At 68.3% G+C, this 19,961-nt stretch carries 14 protein-coding genes; 8 read left to right on the top strand and 6 right to left on the bottom strand.

Annotation, left to right across the window (positions count from 1 at the left end):
• Positions 1 to 50 precede the first annotated feature (50 nt).
• Together ACTRWB_RS12115 and cdpA are read right to left on the bottom strand one after the other, a co-directional pair.
• Positions 51 to 1,547 carry an HDOD domain-containing protein gene (locus ACTRWB_RS12115; protein WP_446902068.1) on the bottom strand — a complete coding sequence of 499 codons (1,497 nt, stop codon included), beginning with the start codon at positions 1,545 to 1,547 and terminating at the stop codon, positions 51 to 53.
• Between the two features lie 27 nt (positions 1,548 to 1,574).
• The gene (gene cdpA / locus ACTRWB_RS12110) at positions 1,575 to 3,317 is read right to left on the bottom strand and encodes a cyclic di-GMP phosphodiesterase CdpA (RefSeq protein ID WP_446902372.1); all 1,743 of its coding nucleotides are present in this window, start codon (positions 3,315 to 3,317) and stop codon (positions 1,575 to 1,577) included.
• A 278-nt stretch (positions 3,318 to 3,595) separates the two neighbouring features.
• Here cdpA and ACTRWB_RS12105 point away from each other — a divergent pair, with 278 nt between their 5' ends.
• Positions 3,596 to 4,144, top strand: coding sequence for a peroxiredoxin (locus tag ACTRWB_RS12105; RefSeq protein ID WP_446902067.1), 549 nt, complete (start codon positions 3,596 to 3,598; stop codon positions 4,142 to 4,144).
• A 54-nt stretch (positions 4,145 to 4,198) separates the two neighbouring features.
• Here the strand turns inward: ACTRWB_RS12105 and ACTRWB_RS12100 are convergent, their stop codons facing one another.
• On the bottom strand, positions 4,199 to 4,828 hold the full coding sequence (locus tag ACTRWB_RS12100; protein ID WP_419686767.1) for an SDR family oxidoreductase: 630 nt from the start codon (positions 4,826 to 4,828) through the stop codon (positions 4,199 to 4,201).
• A gap of 283 nt (positions 4,829 to 5,111) precedes the next feature.
• Between ACTRWB_RS12100 and ACTRWB_RS12095 the strand changes: the two genes are divergently transcribed.
• Complete coding sequence (locus ACTRWB_RS12095; RefSeq protein ID WP_446902066.1) at positions 5,112 to 6,578, top strand: NYN domain-containing protein; 1,467 nt, start codon at positions 5,112 to 5,114, stop codon at positions 6,576 to 6,578.
• Between the two features lie 85 nt (positions 6,579 to 6,663).
• Here ACTRWB_RS12095 and ACTRWB_RS12090 read toward each other — a convergent pair whose 3' ends face one another.
• Entirely contained in the window at positions 6,664 to 7,047 is a 384-nt protein-coding gene (locus ACTRWB_RS12090) for a VOC family protein (protein ID WP_446902065.1), read from the bottom strand.
• A 339-nt stretch (positions 7,048 to 7,386) separates the two neighbouring features.
• On the opposite strand from ACTRWB_RS12090, the gene ACTRWB_RS12085 reads away from it, so the two are divergent.
• The 6 genes from ACTRWB_RS12085 (at position 7,387) to ACTRWB_RS12060 (ending at position 13,263) form a co-directional block, all read left to right on the top strand.
• On the top strand, positions 7,387 to 7,827 hold the full coding sequence (locus tag ACTRWB_RS12085) for a (2Fe-2S)-binding protein (protein WP_446902064.1): 441 nt from the start codon (positions 7,387 to 7,389) through the stop codon (positions 7,825 to 7,827).
• Positions 7,811 to 10,015 (top strand): molybdopterin cofactor-binding domain-containing protein, encoded by a 2,205-nt coding sequence (locus tag ACTRWB_RS12080; RefSeq protein WP_446902063.1) that lies wholly within the window; start codon positions 7,811 to 7,813, stop codon positions 10,013 to 10,015. The genes ACTRWB_RS12085 and ACTRWB_RS12080 overlap by 17 nt, the downstream gene beginning before the upstream one ends.
• 33 nt (positions 10,016 to 10,048) lie before the next feature.
• Positions 10,049 to 10,399, top strand: a complete 351-nt coding sequence (locus ACTRWB_RS12075; protein ID WP_446902062.1) for a c-type cytochrome — start codon at positions 10,049 to 10,051, stop codon at positions 10,397 to 10,399.
• Positions 10,400 to 10,522: 123 nt separating this feature from the next.
• Entirely contained in the window at positions 10,523 to 11,614 is a 1,092-nt protein-coding gene (locus ACTRWB_RS12070; RefSeq protein WP_446902061.1) for a porin, read from the top strand.
• Between the two features lie 31 nt (positions 11,615 to 11,645).
• A complete protein-coding gene (locus tag ACTRWB_RS12065; protein WP_446902060.1) occupies positions 11,646 to 12,608 on the top strand; it encodes an AraC family transcriptional regulator in 963 nt (320 codons plus the stop codon).
• Positions 12,586 to 13,263, top strand: coding sequence for a helix-turn-helix domain-containing protein (locus ACTRWB_RS12060; protein WP_446902059.1), 678 nt, complete (start codon positions 12,586 to 12,588; stop codon positions 13,261 to 13,263). Before ACTRWB_RS12065 ends, ACTRWB_RS12060 begins: the two co-directional genes overlap by 23 nt.
• Before the next feature lie 166 nt (positions 13,264 to 13,429).
• On the opposite strand, the gene ACTRWB_RS12055 is transcribed toward ACTRWB_RS12060, so the two are convergent.
• Together ACTRWB_RS12055 and ACTRWB_RS12050 are read right to left on the bottom strand one after the other, a co-directional pair.
• Entirely contained in the window at positions 13,430 to 16,738 is a 3,309-nt protein-coding gene (locus ACTRWB_RS12055) for an efflux RND transporter permease subunit (protein ID WP_446902058.1), read from the bottom strand.
• Between the two features lie 104 nt (positions 16,739 to 16,842).
• Positions 16,843 to 19,956, bottom strand: a complete 3,114-nt coding sequence (locus tag ACTRWB_RS12050) for an MdtB/MuxB family multidrug efflux RND transporter permease subunit (RefSeq protein ID WP_446902057.1) — start codon at positions 19,954 to 19,956, stop codon at positions 16,843 to 16,845.
• Positions 19,957 to 19,961: the final 5 nt, after the last annotated feature.

Here is a 19,961-nt window from a genome sequence, read left to right as displayed (position 1 = left end):
GGCCGCTTATGCGGCCGGTTTGCTTTTGGAGGGTGGAAACGGCGGCCGCGTCAGGCAGGAAAGAACCGGCCCAGTTCGCGCGCGAGTTCGTTGAGCACGCTCATCTCCTGCTGCGTGATCTTGCGCGCGGGCTGCGCGCCGGCCCAGTCGCCGTACAGCAGCGCGACGCTCGTCGTGCCGACGCGCACGGGCAGCAGCACGAACGCGCGCGTGTCGTCGAACGCGTCGAGATACCACGCGGGCAGGCGCTTGAGCATCTTCGGTTCCTGCGCCTGCTCGATGAAGATGCCGACCGAGTTCGAGATCGCGAGATGAAACACGTCCGGCTCGAAGCGCTCGTCGAAGCGCAGCCGGTCGAGCGCCGTATCGACGCCGGGGCCGAAGCCGAGGCGCGCGGCGAACGTGCCGTCGTCGTGACGCACGAACATCACGGTGCGCGTGAACGCAAGGCCGGCCAGCAGGCTTTCCGACGCGAGCGCGAGCACCGGCGTCAGTACGTGCTCGGACGGCAGCGCGCGCAGGTCCGCGAGACCGGCTTCGAGGCATGCCTCGGGCTCGGCCTGCGCGCGCGCGATTGCATCGGCGTTCGCGCGCAGCTCGACGATCTCGCGCATCACGGTGTCGCTCGCTTCCTCGCGCGCGAGCCGCTCGGCGATCTCGACGAGCGCGTCGGGCTCCATGTCGAGCTCGGTGCCGTAGTGCTGCGCGAGCGTCGTGATGCGCGCGTCGCGCTGCGGGCTGGCCGGCATCACGAGCGCGCTCGCGACGTCGGTCGAGCAGCGGCTCACCGCGCGCAGCCAGCGGACGCGGTCGGCCGGGCCGTCTTCGCCCGCATGGCCCGCGTTGCGGTCGTCGTTGTCGTATTCGTCGTCGCGGGCCGCGTGGTGGTCGTCATCGGCCATTCCCGCGCGGATCACGTCGGGCAGCCGCCAGCGCGTGGCCGCCTCGAGCCCGATTTCGTCGAAGCCGACGCCGAGCACGTCGGCGCAGGCGGCCGCTTCGTCGCCGTTCAGTTCGGCCGCGCGCCGGCGGATCCGATCCCATTCGCTGTCGAGATAGCAGACCACGAGCAGCTTGCCGACCTGGCGCATCAGCGTGCAGACGACGGCTTCCTCGCCCGCGCGCAGTTCGGCGCGCTCGGTGAGCTTGCGTGCGACGCAGCCGGACAGCAGCGCCCGGTTCAGTTCGAGCTTCGCGTCGATGCGCCGCGGCGTGCTGTGGTGGAAATGGTCGACGAGCTTCAGCCCGACGACCAGATGGCCGACCGCGTCCATGCCGAGCACCATCAGTGCGCGGGTCACGGTCGTGATGTTGCCGCCGAACGCCATGTACATCGCGGAGTTCGCGAGCCGCAGCACTTTCTGCGTGAGCGCGAAGTCCGACAGGACGACGCGCACGAGCGCGGTGAAGTCGAGGTCGTCGTTCTTCATCGCGGCCATCGTCGCGCGCAGCGATTCCGACAGCAGCGGGAAATCGCCGCGTTCGCTCATCCGGGCCCACAGCTTGTCGATCAATGCGGTGCGGGGCATGTGTTCGGTGATTGACATACGGATCTGTCCGGTTCGCCGCGCGCGTCAGGCGGCGGCGTGCAGGTGCAGCTGGTGCGCCTCGAAGCGCCGTGCGAGCTCCTCGGACGGCAGCGCCTGGCAGACGAGCCAGCCCTGGATATGGTTGCAGCCCATCTCTGTCAGCAGCGCGCGCTGCGCCTCGGTCTCGACGCCTTCGGCGACGAGCTCGAGATCGAGCGTCTGCGCGAGGCCGACCACCGCCGACACGATCGCGCGGTCATTGCGCGACGTCAGCAGGTTCTCGACGAAACTGCGGTCGATCTTCAGCTTCGCGAGCGGGAAGCGCTGCAGGTACGCGAGGCTCGAATAGCCGGTGCCGAAATCGTCGATCGCGAAGCGGATGCCGAGATCGGTCAGCTCCTCGAGCAGCCCCTTCGCATGCGCGGGATCGTGCATCAGCAGGCTTTCGGTGATTTCGAGCACGATGCGGCGCGGGTCGATGCCCGTCAGCGCGATCGCCTCGCGCACGCTTTGCGTGAAGCGCGGGTCGCGGAACTGCTGCGGCGACACGTTGACCGCCACGTACTGAAGCGCGAGCCCCTGGCGGTCCCACGCGACGAGCTGCATGCACGCGGCCTTGAGCACCCAGTTGCCGAGGTAGTTGATCAGGCCGGTCGATTCGGCGAGTGGAATGAAGGTTGCCGGCGGCACGAGGCCGTGCACCGGATGGCGCCAGCGGATCAGCGCCTCGACGCCGACCACCGCGCCCGACTGGCTGCGTGTGATCGGCTGGAAATGGAGCGAAAACTCGCCGTTGCGCACCCCGTCGTACAGGTCGGCTTCGAGCTTGAGTCGTTCGGCGTCGGCCGGATCGTCGACGGGCGCATGGAACGCGAGCGCGTTGCCGCCCGATGCCTTCGCCTGCGCGAGCGCGTGGTCGGCGCGACGCAGCAGCGGGCTGTGATGCTGCGCGCGATGCGGCGCGGCACGTTCGTCGGGATAAAGCGCGATGCCGATGCTCGCGGACAGGTGCACGGTCTGCCCCTGGTACACGTAGGGCTCGCGCACCGCGGCCTGCAGCCGGCGTGCGAGCGCATCGGCGGCATTGCTCGCCTGCGTGCGGTTCGCCGCGCCGAGCACGACCGCGAACTTGTCGCTCGCGACGCGCGCGAGCCGTTCGTTCGGCGTGACGAGCGCCTTCAGCCGCTGCGCGGTCTCGCGCAGCAGCGTGTCGCCCGCGTCGTAGCCGAGCGCGCGGTTGATCCGCTGGTAGTCGTCGAGGTCGAGCAGCAGCAGCGCGGCGCAGTTGCCGTCCTCGTCGGCGGTCTGCTGCGCGCGCATCAGCGCCGGCACGAGCGCGGACAGGTTGTCGAGCCCCGTCATCGGATCGTGGTGCATTTCGTACGTCAGGCGCGCCTCGAGCGCGCGCCACGACGACACGTCGAACGCCGCGATCGCGAAGCCGTCGACCCCGTGGTGGCGGCTCTTGAACGCGCGGACCTCGACGTCCAGCGGGTAGGTGAGCGACTTGACGATGCACATTGTCGCCTTCTCGACCTGGCCGGAACGTGAGGCGCGCGCAAGCAGGCCTTCGAGTGCCGAGGTATCCTGTTCAGCGATCAGGTCGCGCAGCGTCAGCGTGTGCAGGTAATCGCGGTGGTAGCCGATGAAGCGCAGGCTCGCGTCGGACACGTACAGAAAGCGCAACTCGCGGTCCACATGGGCGAGGAAGTCCACCGTGCCGACCGTCTGTTCCAGCCAGTTGCGCACGGAGTCGTCGCGACGCGGCGCGCCGGCGCGTGCGGGCATCAGCGCGCCGCCCGACCAGGCGAAGCGGCGCAGCGTATGCAAGGCACTGCGCCAGGAGCCCTTGCGTGACGTCTGTTTCCTGTTGGCTTCCATGTTTCTCGCTGACGTGAAGGGCTGGAACCGGTTGTCCGGAAGGAATAACGGCAGACTGTGCGGAATCTTTAACCGGCCGGGCGCGGATGGCGCTGCCGCCGGGCCGGATTGTACTCGGGGCGTTCGACAGGCGAACGCCAGCGTGGCCTACATCGAGGCTGACTTTATAAGAAATGAGGACGCAGATGAAGCGAAAACTGTTGCTGGGCGCCGTGGCGGCGCTGGTGGCCGGCCATGCGCTGATGGCGCAGGCGGAACTGAAGCCGGGTGCCGCGGCGCCCGATTTCACGACGCAGGCGTCGCTGGGCGGCAAGACTTACACGTACTCGCTCGCGGACGCGCTGAAGCAGGGGCCGGTGGTGCTGTATTTCTACCCGGCCGCGTTCACGAAGGGCTGCACGATCGAGGCGCATGCGTTCGCGGATGCCGTCGACCGTTACAAGGCTTACGGCGCGACGGTGATCGGCGTATCGGCAGACAATATCGACACGCTGACGAAGTTTTCGGTGAGCGAGTGCCGGAGCAAGTTCCCGGTCGCGGCCGACCCGGACGCGAAGATCATCCGTGAATACGACGCGAAGCTGCCGGCGATCGACCGCGCGAACCGCGTGTCGTACGTGATTTCACCAGAAGGGAAGATTCTCTACGAATACACGAGCATGTCGCCCGACAAGCACGTCGAGAACACGCTGGCCGCCGTGAAGGCGTGGACCGACGCGCATCCGAAGCAGTAAGCCCGGCGCTGCCGGCCCGGCCGGCGCCGCCGCCCGGCAGCGCGTGGCGGGCCGCTACGCGCGCAAGGCCTGCTCGATCGGCACGCTGCCGCCGACGAAGCCGATGGTCTTGCGCGAGATGCCGAGCTTGATCGCCTCGATCGCGGCCCATGCCACGTCCTGCCGCGACACCGGCGGCGCGGGGTCGAGCCACGCGTCGGTCAGTGCGATCTTGCCGACACCCGGCCCGTCCGCGAGCGGGCCCGGGCGCAGGATCACGTAGTCGACACCCGACGCGATCACACGGTCGTCGCCTTCGCGCTTCATCTGCGAATAGTGATGCAGCGCGTCCGGGCCGAGTTCGGGCCGGTACGCGGACAGCGAGCTGATTACCACCAGCTTCTGCGCGTTGTAGGCCAGCGCGTAGTCGGCCGCGCGGGCGACCGCGTCGCGGTCGATCTGCTCTTCCTCGGCCGCGCCGTCCGATTCGGCCGAGCCGGCCGCGTAGATCACGTGCGTGATGCCCTGGAATGCGTGCGAGAAATCGTTCGTCAGGTCGGCCTCGACGACCCGTGCGCCGGCCAGCGCATAGCCGTGCCGGCGCACCAGCGCCGTGACCTCGAACTCCGGCTGCTTGAGCAGCAGATCCGCGCAGGCCTGGCCCGTTCGGCCGGTCGCGCCAATCAGCAGTAGCTTCGTCGTCATGAAACCGCTCCTTGCTCGATGCGTCATCCTTCCAGATAGGGACGGACGACCAATAACTCAAGTGTAATGTCGATTTGCCCCGGCGGCGGGTGCGTATTAAGGGGCGCACCGGCTCGGGCGCACCGGCGCGGGCGTCCCGGCGCCGGCATATTGTTGCGACGGCCGTTCACGCCGTCATTCATTCACACGGATTCGGGAATGACGCGCCGACCGGCTATCATGTGCGCGATGCTTTTTTCGCCGCTACGTCATACAACGCGTCGGCCAACCGGTTGGAGTACACATGGCATTACCCCTGGACAACGTCAGCATGGCCGTGTTCTGCGACTTCGAGAACGTCGCGCTCGGCGTGCGCGACGCGAAGTACGAGAAATTCGACATCCAGCCCGTGCTGGAGCGCTTGCTGCTGAAGGGCAGCATCGTCGTGAAGAAGGCCTATTGCGACTGGGATCGCTACAAGGGCTTCAAGGCGTCGATGCACGAGGCGAGCTTCGAGCTGATCGAGATTCCGCACGTGCGCCAGTCGGGCAAGAACTCGGCCGACATCCGGCTCGTCGTGGACGCGCTCGACCTCTGCTACACGAAGTCGCACGTCGATACGTTCGTGATCATCAGCGGCGACTCGGATTTCTCGCCGCTCGTGTCGAAGCTGCGCGAGAACGCGAAGAAGGTGATCGGGGTCGGCGTGAAGAAGTCGACGTCGGATCTGCTGGTCGCGAACTGCGACGAATTCATCTTCTACGACGATCTGGTGCGTGAGCAGCAGCGCGCGCTCGCGAAGCGCGAACAGCAGCGCACGGGCAACAGCCCGGTGAAGCGGCCCGACGAACCGTCGCGCAAGCACGAGATGGACGCACGCAAGGCCGAGGCGATCGCGCTGGCGGTCGAGACGTTCGATGCGCTCGCGTCGGAGCGCGACGACGTTGGCAAGATCTGGGCGTCGGTGCTCAAGAGCGCGATCAAGCGCCGCAAGCCGGATTTCAACGAGTCGTATTACGGGTTCCGCGCGTTCGGCAACCTGCTCGACGAAGCGCAGGCGCGTGGCCTGCTCGAGGTGGGGCGCGACGACAAGTCGGGCGCGTTCGTGTCGCGGGCACGCCAGCAGGCGGCCGCGGATCATGCTGCAACGGCCGGTGACGGCGGCTCAGCCGCGCACCACGGCACGCGCGAGCCGGCGCGGGCCGAGCGCCAGTCGCGACGTCGCGGGCAGCGGGCGGAAGCGGTCGTGCATGAAAGCGTGCAGGTCGAGGCGGAGGCGGAGGAGGTGGCCGTCGCCGAACTCGCCGATGCAGCGGTGCTCGCGCCGGTTGAAACGACCGACGCCACCGAAGCGGCCGATGCGCACGGCGACGCGAAGGATGGCCGCAAGCGCGCACGCAAGAGCGCGGCCAAGAAGGCCGGTGCGAAGAAGGGTGCCGCCGCGAAGAGCGCCGGCCGTCAAGCAGCGGGAAAGCCGGACGACGCCACGCAGGGCGGGGCGAAGCACGGTGAAGGGAAGCACGCGCACGGCAAGCATGCCAACGACACGCATCGCGACGCCGAGCAGCGCGACGAGCGGCACGCTGCGGTGACGCACGCCGAGCCGGCGGCCGCCCGGCCGTCGCATGACGCCGCGCCGGTTGAATCGGCTGTCGAGTCGGTTGCTGAAGCGGCGGTCGACGCGCCCGCCGACGCGAAGCCGAAGAAGCCGGCCCGCAAGGCGGCGCCGCGCGCGCGTCGTCCGCGCAAGACGGCGGCAACTACCGAGTAACGGCGGCCGGCCGGGTGTCGTCCGCAACAGGTCGGCACCCGCGCTGCGCCATACCGGCCGGTGCAACGCCGGCCGGCCTGACGAACTAGCCGTTCAGCACGTACGGCCGGGTCATCACTTCGAGGAAGTGGCCGTCCGGATCGTCGAAATACACGCCGCGGCCGCCGTTGTGGCGGTAGATGTCATCGGGTTGCCGCTTGGCCGGATCGGCCCAGTGCGGCAGTCCGCGCTCGCGAATGCGCGCGATCACGCGATCGAAGCCGGCTTCGTCGGTCAGGAACGCGTAGTGCTGCGACGTGATCTCCCCCGCCGTTTCGTAGAAATCGAGCGACACGCCGTTGTCGAGCGGGACGACCAGCATCGCGCCGAACGGCGTCGGCGGCGGCAATTCCAGCAATTCGGTGAGGAAGCGGCTCGACGCGTGCTTGTCGCGGCACCAGATGATCGTATGGTTGAGCTGGACGTTCATGGTGTGTCCCCGTGAAGGGCACGGCGATAGGTATGGACACACGATAGTCGATCGCCGCGCGCGGTCAAGGCGGGATCGCGCGCAACGCCGTTCGGCGGCCGATGCCGTCGGCAGCGTGGCCGCATCGTTCCCGCGGTGCCGGCCATTCCTCCGCACCGCCCGCCCTTGCTCGCACGGCTTTCGCCCCGAATCGTCAGCGGAAACGATCTGGACGATCGGTGCCTTTTTCTGGAACCAAGGTCATTGGCGTGGCTTTTTGCGCCGCGAAGAATCTCCCTCAATCCATCGCCGTCACCCACCGGGTGGCAAACAGGCGATGCGGAACAAGGGAGGTAGACGATGCGCTTCACGCTGAACGGGCAGCCATTCGATTTCGACGGCGATCTCGACACGCCGCTTCTGTGGGTCATTCGCGACGCGGCGAAACTGACCGGGACCAAATTCGGCTGCGGGATCGGCGCGTGCGGTGCCTGTACCGTGCACCTGGACGGCGAGGCAACGCGTTCGTGCGTGCTGCCGGTCGCGAGTGTCGCGGGCCGGTCGATCACGACGATCGAGGGGCTGTCGCACGATCGCTCGCACCCGGTGCAGCGCGCGTGGATCGAAAAGGACGTACCGCAGTGCGGCTACTGCCAGTCGGGCATGGTGATGGCCGCCGCGGCGCTGCTCGCGCAGCACCGCAAGCCGACCGACGCGCAGATCGACCAGGCCGTCACGAACCTGTGTCGCTGCGCGACCTATCAACGCATCCGCGAGGCGATCCATGTCGCGGCGGGCTGACGCGGTGCGAGCGGCGCGCGTGCCGAACGCGTCGCGGCGGATGTTCCTGAAGAGCGGCGCGGCGCTGGCGGGCAGCCTGTTGCTGCCGCTGTCTATCAGCGACGTCGTGCAGGCGGCCGGCGACGGCGCACGCTTTCGCGAGATCAACGACTGGGTGCGCGTCGATGCCGACGGCAGAACGATCATCGGCCTGTCGCAGGCGGAGGTCGGGCAGGGCGTGTACACCGGGTTGCCGCAGGTGCTGGCCGACGAGATGGATGCAGACTGGCGCAGCGTGACGGTCGAGTTCGTCACCGGGCGCGACGCGTACCGGATCCACGCGGCGAACGAGCCGCCGCAGCAGTTCGTCGGCGCGTCGATGTCGGTGACGATGTTCTACACGCGGCTGCGAATCGCGGGCGCGCAGGCGCGCACGGCGTTCCTGAAGGCGGGCGCTGCGCGGCTCGGCGTGCGTGCGACGCAATGCATGACGCGCGACGGCCGCGTGATCCACCTGCAGAGCGGCCGTTCGCTGTCGTACGGCGCGCTCGTCGACGACGCGGCGAAGCTCCCGCCCGAACCGAATCCTCGCCTGAAGCCCGCCTCCGCGCATACGCTGATCGGCAAGGCGCTGCACAAGCTCGACGTGCCGGCCAAGGTCGACGGCAGCGCGATCTACGGCATCGACGTGCAGGTGCCCGACATGCTGGTCGGCGCACTGACGATGGCGCCGACGCTGAACGGCAAGCCCGTGGCGGTGAAGAACCGCGACGCGGTGCGCGCGATGCCGGGTGTCGTCGACGTCGTGCTCGCGAAGGATGCGGTGATCGTCGTCGCGCAGAGCTACTGGCAGGCGAAGAAGGCTTGTGACGCGGCCGACGTCGCGTGGGATGCGGGCCCGACGGCGGCATTCGACAGCGCGACGATCCTTGCGCAGTGCAAGGGCGCGCTGCAGGCCGCGCACGCGGTCGTCGCGACGACGATCGGCGAGCCCGAACGCCGTCTTGCCGAGGCTGGCACGGTCGTCGAAGCGGATTACCACACGCCGTACATCGTCCACGCGACGATGGAGCCGGTGAACGCGACCGTGCACGTGCGGGCGAACGACATCGAAGTGTGGGGGCCGGTCCAGGGGCAGGACAAGGTGCGCTGGGCGCTGTCGTCGCTGTTCGGCGTGCCGGTGGACCGGGTCGTCGTCAATACGACGTTTCTCGGCGGCAGCTTCGGCCGCAAGTACGTGCCCGACTTCGTCGTGCACGCGGCCGTTGCGTCGAAGGCGGTTGGCCGTCCGGTGAAGGTGATCCGTTCGCGCGAGGACGATATCCGGCACGGCTTCTATCGGCCGTGCGCGTCCGCGCGCCTGCGCGCGGTGCTCGGCAGCGACGGGCTGCCGGTCGCGCTGCATGCGCGCGTCGCCGGGCATTCGCTATATGCGTCGATCAAGCGCGACATGTACGAGAAGGCCGGCGGCTGGGACGAGACGATGCTCGACGGTCTCTACGACCTCTGCTACGACGTGCCGAACCTGCTCGTCGATTCGGTCACGGTGATGCAGCCGATCCCGGTCAGCTTCATGCGCAGCGTCGGCAGCACGTCGAGCGTGTTCTTCCTCGAAAGCTTCGTGAACGAACTCGCGCACACCGCGCAGGCCGACCCGGTGCAATACCGGCGCGCGCTGCTCAGGCACGACCCGCTCGCGCTACGCGTGCTCGATGCGACGGCCGCGCGCGCGAACTGGTTCGGTCGCGCGCCGGCGGGCGTGTCGCGCGGTGTCGCGTATTCGCTGTACACCGGGCGCGGCGGCGCGTTCAGCACCTACGTCGCGACGATCGCGGACGTGCGCGTGACGGGCGGCAAGGTGAGGCTCGAGCGGATCGTGTGCGGCATCGACTGCGGCCGCCCGATCAATCCGCTGCTGATCCGCGAGATGGTCGAAGGCGGGATCGGGTTCGCGCTGACCAACACGTTCCGCAGCGAAATCACGTTCGAGCACGGTGCGGTCGTGCAGGGGAATTTTGCCGACTACCCGCTGCTGGGCCTGGCCGACATACCGAAGGTCGAGGTCGTGATCGTCGACAGCGACCGCGAACCGCAGGGCTGCGGCGAGGTTGCGCTGCCGCCGGTCGCGCCTGCGGTTGCCGACGCGATCTGGCGCGCGACGGGCGAGCGCCCGCGTTCGATGCCGTTTTCTGTTCCGCTCGCGTCCTGAGCGGCCCGTTTCTCCACTCATCCGGTCATCACCATGTTTCGAGCTCAATTACGGGCCGTCTCCGTCATCGCTTCGTGCGCGACGATCCTCGCGACAGCGGCCGTCGCGGCGCCTCCGGCCGACGGCACGCTCGCCCGGCAACTTGCCGAGCGCCGTGCGTGCCTGGGCTGCCACGCGATCGACCGCAAGCTGGTCGGCCCCGCCTATCGCGAGGTCGCGGCGCGCTACGCGAACGACCCCGGCGCGGCCGACAAGCTTGCATTGCACATCCGCAACGGCAGTGCCGGCGCATGGGGCGCGGTGCCGATGCCGCCGAACCGCATCGACGCCGGCGACGCGAGGTTGCTCGCCGACTGGATCCTGGCCGGCGCGCATACGCCGTAACGACGGTTTGCGCCGGCGCATGCAGGGCCGGCGCGAACCGGGCAGCACGGCAGTCCGGGGTTGTCAGGAAACGGGCTGCCGATCGATATCAAGCATAACTACACGATAGGTCTGGAGACTTCCATGAAACAGTTCCGCACGGCCGCCACGGCCGTTTCGTTCGCGGCGGCCGCCGTCGCGGCGCCGCACGCGTATGCGCAAAGCAGCGTGACGCTGTACGGCATCGTCGACACCGGCGTGCAGTACTACAACCATGCGGCAGGTGGCGGATCGGTCGCCGGCATGCCGTCGCTGACGGGCGAGGTACCGTCGCGCTTCGGCCTGCGCGGCGTCGAGGATCTCGGCGGCGGCTATCGCGCGTTCTTCGTGCTCGAGAGCGGTTTCGCGATGAATTCCGGAGCGCTGAACTACGGCGGCCGGATGTTCGGCCGGCAGGCGAACGTCGGCATCGATTCCCCGTACGGGGCTGTCACGCTCGGGCGGCAGATGAACATGTCGATGCTCGTGCTGCTCAACGCGGACGTAATCGGTCCGTCGATCCATTCGATGGCGAGCTTCGACAGCTACCTGCCGAACGCGCGCAGCGACAACGCGCTCGGTTATCTCGGCCACTTCGGCGGGGTGACGGTCGGCGGTACCTACAGCACGGGCCGCGACGGCGCGGGCCCGGCCGGCCCGTCGGCGACGAACTGCGCGGGCAACGTGCCGGGCGACCCCGTCGCATGCCGGCAATACACGATGATGGTCGCGTACGACGCAGCGCAGTTCGGGGCAGCCGCGTCCTACGACGTCATGCATGGCGGCACCGGCGCGTCGGTGCCGCTGTCGAGCCCCGGGTACACGGATACGCGCACCATCGTCGACGCATACGTGAAGTTCGGCGCCGCGAAGCTCGGCGCGGGATGGATTCGCCGCAACACGGCGGCCGCGAGCCACGCCCAGTCCGACATCTTCTTCGCCGGCGGCACGTACGCCGCGACGCCGGCGCTATCATTCGACGCACAGGCGCTGCGCTACCTGCTGCGCGGCCACTACGATTCGAACCTGTTCGTGGCGCGCGCGAATTACCTGCTTTCCAAGCGCACGATGTTGTACACGTCGGTCGGCTACATGACGAACAGCGCGCTCGGCACGTCGTCGGTCGCGGCGGGCGGCACCGTCGGCGCGGGGCAGAACCAGGTCGGCGTGATGGCCGGCATCCAGCAGCGCTTCTGACGCGGCGCCGCGCACCACGGAGACATCGACGATGGCGACCGATCTTCTCAGCGACGTACTCACGGACCTGCGGGCCGACGCGGTCGTGACGGGACGCTTCACGTTGAGCGCGCCGTGGGCGATCCGCAAGCCGGCCGTCGCGGGCGCGCCGTTTCGCACTTGCGCGGGCAATCCGTTCTTCCTGTCGATCGACGGCGTGGCACCCGTGCACATCGAGCCGGGCGACTTCGTGCTGCTGCCGCACGGCGACGAGCACGTGATGGCGTCGTCGCTCGACGAGCCGCCCGTGCCGTTCGATATGTTGATGGCCGACAAGGGGATTCGCCCGCGCTTCGATACGCCGCTCGAATTCGTCGCGGGCGGCGGCGGCGCGACGAGCGAGCTCTACACCGGCATCGTCGTATATCGCGACATCGTGCGCAGCCCGCTGTTCTCCGTGCTGCCGCCGCTGATCCACGTGCGCGCGAACGACGCGGCCGTCGCGCCGTGGCTCGCGAGCACGCTGCAGAGCTTCATCGAGGAATCGATGGCGTGCCAGCCCGGCTGGGCGGTCGCCGCGACCCGTCTCGCGGACGTGCTGTTCGTGCAACTGCTGCGTGCGCATCTGCAGTCGTCGGCCAATCACACGGGCTGGCTGCGCGGCCTGACCGATCCGCAGATCGGCCGGGCGATGGCGCTGATGCATCGCGACCCGTGCCGCGACTGGCATCTGGCGAGCCTCGCGGCCGAGGCCGGCATGTCGCGCTCGCGCTTTTGCGCGCGTTTCGCCGAACTGGTCGGGGAAACGCCGATCGTCCACCTGACCGCGTACCGGATGTATCTCGCGAGCGGCGATCTTGCGCAGGGCAAGCGTCGGCTGATCGAGATCGCCGAGCGGGTCGGCTATACGTCCGAGAAAGCATTCGCGCGGGCGTTTCACCGCTGGTCGGGCATGGCCCCGCGCCGGTATGCACGCAATGCGCAGGATCTGTATGACCTTGCACGGCATGGATGACGGCGCGCCGCGCTATCGGGTGCCGGCGCTTGAACGTGGGCTGGCGATTCTCGAGATGCTGGCGGCCGGGCAGCCGCCCGCGACCTGCGCCGAACTCGCGGTGCGGCTGGGCGCACCGCGCAATTCGGTTGCACGGTTGCTGAAAACGCTCGTTCGGCAGGATTTTCTCGTGGTCGACGTGCGTGGTCGCTATCGGCCGGGAACCGCGGTCGCGCGCGTCGCCGCGGCTTATGTCGGTGCCCGGGCGGAAGTCGTGCACGCTCGGCCCGTGTTGCGGGCGCTATGCGAGCGTAGCGGTTTGGCCGCGCAACTGCTTCGGCGCGACGGCGCGGAGGCCGTCGTTCTCGCGCAGGCGGTGCCTGATGCGTCCGGGTGCCTCGTCGCGCGCATTGGCGCGCGCTTCGTCGGGCGACCCGCTGAAGCGGGAGACGTTGCGCGCGTCGGTGCGCATGAGGTCTGGCGGCTCGGCGGGCATGCGGTGCCGCAGCAGGGGACCGGCATCGTCGCGATGCCGGTCGATGCGGCGGGGCCGCTTGCGATCGGCGTCGCGCTCGGCGACCCGGACGACGCGCGACGGCAACAGGTGCTCGGGATGATCGACGACGCGACGCGGCAGTTGTCGTGCGCGCTGGCCGGGCTCGCGGAGCGAGGCTGATCGCGCGTTTGCGGCGATGCGCGCCGCAGGGTCGGCGCCACGGCGCGCGGAGCATCGCAGGCTTGCCGCCGTTTGCCCAGGGCTTCGCGGCGGTGCCGGCCGGCACGCGGGGCGGAACAACCCACCCCGTTCGCGCTGCCCCGGCCCGGCGTTCGACGCCGCGCCATCACTCCCCGGCGACCGCCGGCCCGCCGGAATTCCCGCGGCGGTTGCGGCGCTTCTCCGCCCGCACGCGCAGCCGGTCCATGTACAGATAAACGACCGGCGTCGTATAGAGCGTCAGCACCTGCGACACGATCAGGCCGCCGGCGATCGCGATCCCGAGCGGCGCGCGCAGCTCGGCGCCGTCGCCGCTGCCGAACGCGAGCGGCAGCGCACCGAGCAGCGCGGCCATCGTCGTCATCATGATCGGGCGGAAGCGCAGCAGGCACGCCTCGTGGATCGCGTCGAACGACGACTTCTGGTTGTTGCGCGTCTGGTCGATCGCGAAGTCGACCATCATGATCGCGTTCTTCTTCACGATGCCGATCAGCAGGATCACGCCGATCAGCGCGATGATGCTGAACTCGGTCTTGAACAGCAGCAGCGCGAGCAGCGCACCGACACCGGCCGACGGCAGCGTCGACAGGATCGTGATCGGGTGGATGTAGCTCTCGTACAGGATCCCGAGCACGATATACACGGCCAGCAGCGCGGCGAGGATCAGGATCGGCTGGTTGTCCAGCGACTGCTGGAACGCCTGCGCGGTGCCCTGGAAGCTGCCGACGATCGTCGGCGGGACGCCGAGCTGCGCCATCGTCTGGTAGATCACCTGGGTCGCCTGCGACAGCGACACGCCCGGCGGCAGGTTGAACGAGATCGTCGTCGCGACGAACAGGCCCTGGTGGTTGACCGACAGCGGCGTCGTGCTCGGCCCGAACGTGGCAATCGCCGACAGCGGGATCATCGTCGATTTCGACGTCGACACCGATGCGCCCGACGACGCGCTCGACTTGCCGCTGGCCGCGATCGCGTTCAGCGCCTGGTTGCGCGCGGAATCGGACGCGATCGCCGCAGCGCTCTGCGTGGCCGTGCCGGCGCTCGACGTGCCGGCCGACGTCGCGACGTAGGTGCCGGCCGCCGCGTTGGTGGTCTGCGAGCCGTTCGCGCTGCCGCCCGACGTGCTGACCCACACCTGGTTCAGCATCTCGGGGCTCTGCCAGTATTTCGGCGCGACTTCCATCACGACGTGGTACTGGTTCAGCGGGTTGTAGATCGTCGAGACCTGGCGCTGGCCGAACGCGTCGTACAGCGTGTTGTCGATCTGCGCGGGCTTGATGCCGAACCGCGCGGCCGTCGCGCGGTCGATCGTCACCATCGCCTCGAGGCCGCCTTGCTGCTGGTCGGAGTTCACGTCGGTCAGCTCGGGGCGCTTCTGCAGCGCCTCGGTCAGGATCGGCCCCCACTTGTACAGGTCGGCGCTCGAATCGCCGAGCAGCGTGAACTGGTACTGCGCGTTGCTCTGCCGGCCGCCGACGCGGATGTCCTGCGCGGCCTGCAGGAACGTGCGCGCGCCCGCGACGTCCGACAGCGGCGGGCGCAGCTGCTGGATCACCTGGTCGGCCGTCAGCTTGCGCTCGGTGCGATCCTTCAGCGTGACGAACATGAAGCCGGAGTTGGTCTGCGTGCCGCCGGTGAAACCCGCGACGCTCTTCACGTTCGGGTTGCTCTGCACGATCCGCATCATCTCGGAGAACTTCAGCTTCATCGCCTGGAACGACGTCGACTGGTCGGCCTGGATGCCGCCGATCATCAGCCCGGTGTCCTGCTGCGGGAAGAAGCCCTTCGGCACGACGATGTACAGGTAGACATTCAGCCCGATCGTGGCGAACAGGGTCATCAGGATCAGCAGCGGCCGGCGCAGCGCCCACGACAGCGAGCGCTCGTAGCCGCGCTGCATGCGCGCGAAGCAGCGCTCGAGGAAGCGCGCGAAGCGGCCTTCGGTTTGCGGGTCGTGCGATTCGGCCAGCAGGCGTGCGCACATCATCGGCGTGACGGTGAGCGACACCGCGAGCGACACGGCGATCGCGAGCGACAGCGTCAGCGCGAACTCGCGGAACAGGCGCCCGACGATGCCGCCCATCAGCAGGATCGGCAGGAACACCGCGACGAGCGAGATGCTCATCGACAACACGGTGAAGCCGACTTCGCGCGCGCCGTCGAACGCGGCCTGCATCCGTGACTTGCCGTTCTCGATGTGCCGCGAGATGTTCTCGAGCACGACGATCGCATCGTCGACGACGAAGCCGGTCGCGACGATCAGCGCCATCAGCGACAGGTTGTCGATCGAGAAGCCGAGCAGGTACATCGCGCCGAACGTGCCGATGATCGAGATCGGCACCGCGACGCTCGGGATCAGCGTCGCGCGCCAGTTGCGCAGGAACAGGAACACGACCATCACGACGAGGCTGATCGCGATCAGCAGCGTGTGCTCGGTGTCCTTCAGCGACGCGCGGATCGTCGTCGAGCGGTCGAGCACGGGCGTGACCGTGATGTCGGCCGGCAGCGACGCGGTGAGTTGCGGCAGCGCCGCGCGCACGCGGTCGATCGTCTCGATGATGTTCGCGCCGGGCGAGCGGTAGAGGATCACGAGCACCGCGCGCTTGCCGTTCGACAAACCGAGGTTGCGCAGGTCCTCGACCGAATCGACGACGTCGGACAGGTCGGACAGGCGCACGGCCGCGCCGTTGCGGTAGGCGACCACGAGGTCGCGGTATTGCGACGCCTCGGAAGCCTGGTCGTTCGTATAGAGCTGGTAGCGCTGCGGGCCGAATTCGATCGCGCCCTTCGGCGCGTTGGCGTTCGCGGACGCGAGCGCCGCGCGCACGTCCTCGAGGCCGATCCCGTAGTGGAACAGCGCCTGCGGTTCGAGCTCGACGCGCACGGCCGGGTTCGCGGACCCGCTTACCGAGACCTGGCCGATCCCGTCGATCTGCGACAGCGACTGCTGCAGCACCGTCGACGCGGCGTCGTACAGTTTCGCGGGCGACGAGGTTTCCGACGTCAGCGACACGATCATGATCGGCGAGTCGGCCGGGTTGACCTTGCGGTAGGTCGGGTTGCTCTTCAGCGCGGCGGGCAGGTCGGCGCGCGCCGCGTTGATCGCGGCCTGCACGTCGCGCGCGGCGCCGTCGATGTCGCGGTTCAGGCCGAACTGCAGGATGATCCGCGCATTGCCGACGGTGCTCGTCGACGTCATCTCGGAGACGTCGGCGATCGAGCCGAGGTGCCGTTCGAGCGGGCTCGTCACGCTGGTCGCGACGGTCTCGGGGCTTGCGCCCGGCAGCGACGCCTGCACCGAGATGGTCGGGAAGTCGACCTGCGGCAGCGGCGACACCGGCAGCTTGATGAACGCGAACAGGCCCGCGAGCGCGACGCCGATCGCGAGCAGCGTCGTCGCGACGGGGCGGGTGATGAAGGGGCGCGACAGGTTCATGTCGGCACTCGCTGGGCCGCCGCGTGTTCCGACGGATGCGTTTTCGGGAGATGGGGGGGCTGCGCCCCCCCACGCGAACGAAGTGAGCGTGGGGGTCGTTTCATTTACGCATCCGTGCGCTTGCCGGCATCGGGGCCGTGGCGTTCGAACCAGCCGCGCACGCGGCGCGCGAGCGAGTCGAAGCCGAGGTAGATCACGGGTGTCGTGAACAGCGTCAGCACCTGCGACACGATCAGGCCGCCGGCGATCGCGATCCCGAGCGGCTGGCGCAGCTCGGAGCCCGCGCCGGAGCCGACGATCAGCGGCACCGCGCCGAGCAGCGCGGCGAGCGTCGTCATCAGGATCGGCCGGAAGCGCAGCAGGCACGCCTGGTAGATCGCCTCGCGCGGCGGCTTGCCTTCGACGCGTTCGGCTTCGAGCGCGAAGTCGATCATCATGATCGCGTTCTTCTTCACGATACCGATCAGCAGCACGATGCCGATGATCCCGATGATGTCGAGATCGTGCCCGGTGATCATCAGCGCGAGCAGCGCGCCGACACCGGCCGACGGCAGCGTCGACAGGATCGTGATCGGGTGGATGTAGCTCTCGTACAGCACGCCGAGCACGATGTACATCGTGATGACCGCCGCGAGGATCAGGAACAGCTGGTTCGACAGCGATGCCTGGAACGCGAGCGCCGCACCCTGGAAGCGCGTCTGGAACGACGGGGGCAGGGCGATGTCCTTCTCGGCGGCATCGATCGCCTTGACGGCCTCGCCGAGCGACGCGCCGGCCGCGAGGTTGAACGAGATCGTCGTCGACGGGAACTGCGACAGGTGCGCGACGAGCAGCGGCGACGGCCGCTCGTGGAACGCCGCGATCGACGACAGCGGCACCTGGCCGCCGCCGGCCGATGGCAGGTAGATGTCGTTCAGCGATTGCGCGTAGTGCTGCTCCTTCGGTTCGGACTCGAGAATCACGCGGTACTGGTTCGACTGCGTGAAGATCGTCGACACGATGCGCTGGCCGAACGCGTCGTACAGCGCGTTGTCGACGGTTGCCGGCGTGACGCCGAAGCGCGCGGCGCTCGCGCGGTCGATCTCGATGTAGACGGACTGGCCGTTGCTCTGCAGGTCGGTCGCGACGTCGGCGAGCGACGGCTCCTGCTGCAGCCGCGCGACGAGCTTCGGCACCCAGGTCGCGAATTCGTCCGGGTTCGGGCTCGTCAGCATGAACTGGTACTGCGTCGGGCTGACGGTCGAGTCGATCGTCAGATCCTGCACCGACTGCATGAACAGCGAGATGCCCGTGATGTTCGCGACGCGGTGCTGCAGGTCGCGGATGATCTGCGCAGCGGTTTCGGAGCGTTCGTCACGCGCCTTCAGGTTGATCAGCATCCGGCCGCTGTTCAGCGTGATGTTGCTGCCGTCGACGCCGATGAACGACGTGAGGCTGTCGACGTTCGGATCCTTCAGGATCTCGGCCGCGAGCGCCTGCTGGCGTTCGGCCATCGCGCCGTACGAGATCGACTGCGGCGCCTGCGTGATCGCCTGGATCACGCCCGTATCCTGCGCGGGGAAGAAGCCCTTCGGCACGTACACGTACAGCAGCCCGGTCAGCACGAGCGTCAGCACGGCGACCACGAGCGTCGAGCCCTGGCGGTTCAGCACCCATTCGAGCGCGACCCCGTAGCGCGCGATCACCCAGTCGATCGCGCGGTGCACGCGCGCCTCGAAGCGGTGGCTCTCGGGCGGCGGCGAATGGCGCAGCAGCTTCGCGCACATCATCGGCACGAGCGTGAGCGACACGATCGCGGAGATCACGATCGTCACCGCGAGCGTGATCGCGAACTCATGGAACAGGCGCCCGACCACGTCGCCCATGAACAGCAGCGGGATCAGCACCGCGATCAGCGACACCGTCAGCGAGATGATCGTGAAGCCGATCTGCTTCGAGCCCTTCAGCGCGGCCTCGAGCCCCGATTCGCCTTCCTCGACGTAGCGCGCGATGTTCTCGATCATCACGATCGCATCGTCGACGACGAAGCCGGTCGCGATGGTGAGCGCCATCAGCGACAGGTTGTTCAGCGAGAAGCCGGCCATGTACATCACCGCGAGCGTGCCGATCAGCGACAGCGGCACCGACAGGCTCGGGATGATGGTGGCGTAGATGTTCGCGAGGAACAGGTACATCACGAGCACGACGAGCCCGACCGCGAGCAGCAGCTCGAACTGCACGTCGCGCACGGCCGCGCGGATCATCGTCGTGCGGTCGGTGACGATCTGCACGTCGAGCGCGGCCGGCAGCGTTTCCTGCAGCTTCGGCAACTGCGCCTTGATCGCGTCGACCGTCTGGATCACGTTCGCGCCCGGCTGGCGCTGCACGTTCAGGATGATCGCGGGCTCCGAATTCACCCACGCGCCGAGCTTGGTGTTCTCCGAGCCGGCGACGACCGTCGCGACGTCGGTGAGCATCACCGGGCGGCCGTTCTTGTAGGCGACCACGGCGCTGTTGTACTGGTCGGCGCTCGTGAGCTGGTCGTTCGCGTTGATCGTGTACGCGCGCGTCGGGCCGTCGAAGTTGCCCTTCGGCGTGTTCACGTTCAGGTTCGAGATCGTCGTGCGGAGATCATCGAGGTTCATCCCGTACTGCGCGAGCGCGGTCGGGTTCGCCTGGATGCGCACAGCCGGGCGGTTGCCGCCCGACAGGCTGACAAGGCCGACGCCGGCGATCTGCGAGATCTTCATCGCGAGGCGCGTGTCCGCCAGATCCTGTACCTGCGTGAGCGGCAGCGTCTTCGACGTGACGGCGAGCGTGATCACCGGCGCGTCGGCCGGGTTGACCTTCGCGTAGATCGGTGGGGCAGGGAGGTCGGACGGCAGCAGGTTGCCGGCCGCGTTGATCGCGGCCTGCACTTCCTGTTCGGCGATATCGAGCGGCAGGTCGAGCGAGAACTGCAGCGTGATCACCGACGCGCCGGCCGAGCTTTGCGACGACATCTGGTTCAGCGACGGCATCTGCCCGAACTGCCGTTCGAGCGGCGCGGTGACCGACGAGGTCATCACCTCCGGGCTCGCGCCCGGGTAGAAGGTCTGGACCTGGATGGTCGGATAGTCGACCTCGGGCAGCGCGGCGAGCGGCAGGAAACGTAGTGCGACGAGACCGGCCAGCATGATCGCCGCCATCAGGAGGGCGGTGCCGACCGGCCGGAGAATGAAGAGGCGGGATGGATTCATCGAGC

Source organism: Burkholderia sp. YIM B11467 (genome assembly GCF_052952715.1).
The sequence above is the reverse complement of the archived record's forward strand: the minus strand, read 5'-3'. Positions and strand labels throughout refer to the sequence as shown.